The following is a 2,682-nucleotide window of genomic DNA, read 5'->3' as shown; positions in this document are numbered from 1 at the left end:
TTTTGTGGTTGCGTGCGGGGGGGGGGGGGGGCCGCCCGGCCGGCCGCCCCCCCCCCCCCCACCGGCGCCGCGCCGTCAGGCCCGGTTCTCGACGATGTTGACCATCCAGGAGATGCCGAACCGGTCCACGCACATGCCGAAGGTGTCTCCCCACATCTGCTTCTCCAGCGGGACGTTCACCGTGCCGTCGGCCGTGAGCTTGTCCCAGTAGCCGCGGAGTTCGCCGGCGTCTTCGCCGCTCAGGCTCACGGCGAAGTTGGTGCCCGGCTTGTGCTCCATGCCGGGAGGGGTGTCGGCGCCCATCAGCGTGAAACCGCGGTCGGTCTCGAGCATGGCGTGCATGATCTTGTCGGCGTGCCCGGGCTCGGCGCCGCCGAATTCGCCGAAGGTGTTCAGTTTCAGGCTGCCGCCGAGGACGCTCTTGTAGAACTCCATGGCCTCCCGCGCGTTGCCGGCGAAGCTGATGTACGGGTTGAGACGAAATGACACAGAATGCTCCTTTCATCCGCAGGTGTCGGTTCTCGCAGGGTAGTGGCCACCGTCCGCCCTCCGGCCGCCCCACGCGGTCGGCGGCCGGCCGTCCCGTTCCTGTGGCGGAGCCAATTGCCCCCGCCGTCAACCACTGTCGTCGCAATGCTTCTTCATTGTTGTACTTACTCGCGTTCCAGAAAGCGGTGTCCATGCCCGGAAGGTGTCTTGACCGGCTCGTTGTGAATGGTCGCCCTTCCGGAACTCTTGTTACTGGCAGGGCAGTTGTGTAAGGGTGAGGCCCCTCACTTCCGAACAGGACTGCTTTGCTCAACCGTTCGAATTGACTGCGGCGGCCAGGCCCCAAAAGAGCGCGAAGCCGCCCACTCGAAGGTATGTACCAACCGGCGCACTCCTTTCGACCGCACACAGCGACCCCCCACCGCATTGCCATGGATGGAAAGACGTCGATGCAGCAACCCCGCACGCCCGGAACCACCCCTCCCTCGCAGCCCAGTGGCGCATCAGGGGTCTCTGACGAGGAGCTTGCTGCCGCGCTGCACGCCGGTGGCGGGGTCCAGGAGGTTCATCCGGTGGCCACGCTGCTCGCCCGGCACTGGCAGCCGGTGTTCGACTACGCCTCGATTTGTGCGGTCTCGAGCAAAACTGCCTCCATGCTCACCACGGCCGCATTTACGCAGCTGCTGGAAAATCTGACCCGCAACGGATCGGTGAGCGCCATACGGCCCCACCTTCTGGTGACCGCCCGTCATATATCCAAGGCGTGGGCCGGTGACCAGCGCGTCGCCGCGGTGCTGACCGGACTCGTGAATCCGGAAGGCCCTCAGGAAAATAGGCAGTTGGTCTCCCGCGCATTCCACGCAATGCCGATGGCCGCGCAGGTGCTGCTCTGGCACGCCGAGGTCGAGGCGGAGGGCATATCCATACCGGCTGGTTTGCTGGGTATTGATCCCCGCGTCGCGACCGACCAACTCGCTCAGGTGCGCGAACAGTTCAGGCTGACCTGTGTGCGCGTCCACCGGGATAACGCGCCGACCGGGGAATGCCGGCACTACAACCGGCTCCTGGACATCTCGCTGCGCCGCGGCGGTGCGCTGATCCCCGACATCCAGGTGCATCTGTCCGAGTGCGCCTACTGCCGGTTCGCCGCCGACCAGCTCCGGCAGACCGGCGGTCGCCTGGGCGTGCTGCTCGCGGAGGCGCTGCTCGGCGGCGCGGCGCAGGCGTATCTCGACTCGCGGCCGGGGCGGCGGCGCAAGGCCCGCAACCAGGGCGGCGGAGGCGACGGGACCGGCACGCCGCGCGCGTCCGGTCGGCACTCGCGGGGCGGACGGCCCGGCACCCTGCGCAGCATCGCCCTGCGGGGCAAGCGCATGGCGGCGGTGGGTGTGGCGCCGGGGGCGCTGGCCGTCGGAGCTGCCGCGGCCGTGACCGGACTTCTCGTCATCACCCTCGTGTCGGCTCTCTGGGAGGAGGACGAGCACCAGGCCGTTCCGTCCGTGCCCAGCGGCGCCGTCACGGGTACCGCCCCTCCCGCCTCCGGCGCGGGGACGCCGGTGCCGTCGACCCCGGCGCCCGACCCGTCGACGACCGCGGCGCACCATCCGGCCGGGCCGCTCGACACCCGCCTGCGTCATGTCGAGACGGGCCTCTGCCTCGACCTCGCCGACCGCGAGCCGAAAGCCGGATCCGAGGTGACGATGGCGTCCTGTTCGTCGGCGCCCACGCAGAAGTGGGTGTACGAGGTCGACGGTCTGCTCCGCAGCTTGGCCGCGCCCGCGCTCTGTCTGAACTCCCGCGGGCTCGACGGCATCGTTGTCGTGGACACCTGCACGCGCCGGACGGCCCCCGACGCCGTCGACGTCCGCTACGACCTGACCATCCAGGGCCAGGTCATCCCGCGGTGGAACGACCGGCTGGCGATGGTGCCGGCCTCCGGGGACCCGGGGACCTCCGTGGTGGTCAAGGTCCGTGACGACTCGCCCGCCCAGGTCTGGCAGGCCGACGCCGCACACATGGGGCCGCGGCAGTCGGGCGCGGAGGGGACCGGGCCCTACGCGGAAGAGGTGAACGCCCCGCCGCCCGCCGGGGGCCGCGACTGCGTCCCGGAGGTGTGCCCGCGCCCGGGGGCAGGCCGTGGCCAGGTGCGTGCCGGTGAAGATCAGCAGCGTCAGGTAGAGGAATGACGCGAGC

The 2,682-nt window shown here is 69.7% G+C and carries 2 protein-coding genes; one reads left to right on the top strand and one right to left on the bottom strand.

Going from position 1 to position 2,682, the window contains the following annotated elements; translation table 11 throughout:
• Positions 1–75: 75 nt before the first annotated feature.
• The gene (locus ABZ070_RS36535) at positions 76–489 is read right to left on the bottom strand and encodes a VOC family protein (RefSeq protein ID WP_356640415.1); all 414 of its coding nucleotides are present in this window, start codon (positions 487–489) and stop codon (positions 76–78) included.
• 572 nt (positions 490–1,061) lie between these two features.
• Between ABZ070_RS36535 and ABZ070_RS36530 the strand changes: the two genes are divergently transcribed.
• Positions 1,062–2,675 carry an RICIN domain-containing protein gene (locus ABZ070_RS36530; protein WP_356640413.1) on the top strand — a complete coding sequence of 538 codons (1,614 nt, stop codon included), beginning with the start codon at positions 1,062–1,064 and terminating at the stop codon, positions 2,673–2,675.
• The last annotated feature ends 7 nt before the right edge of the window (positions 2,676–2,682 follow it).

This window comes from Streptomyces sp. NPDC006283 (assembly GCF_040613325.1).
Taxonomy (GTDB): Bacteria; Actinomycetota; Actinomycetes; order Streptomycetales; family Streptomycetaceae; genus Streptomyces.
Note: the sequence above shows the minus strand (reverse complement) of the source record. Positions and strands in the feature narration are given on the sequence as shown.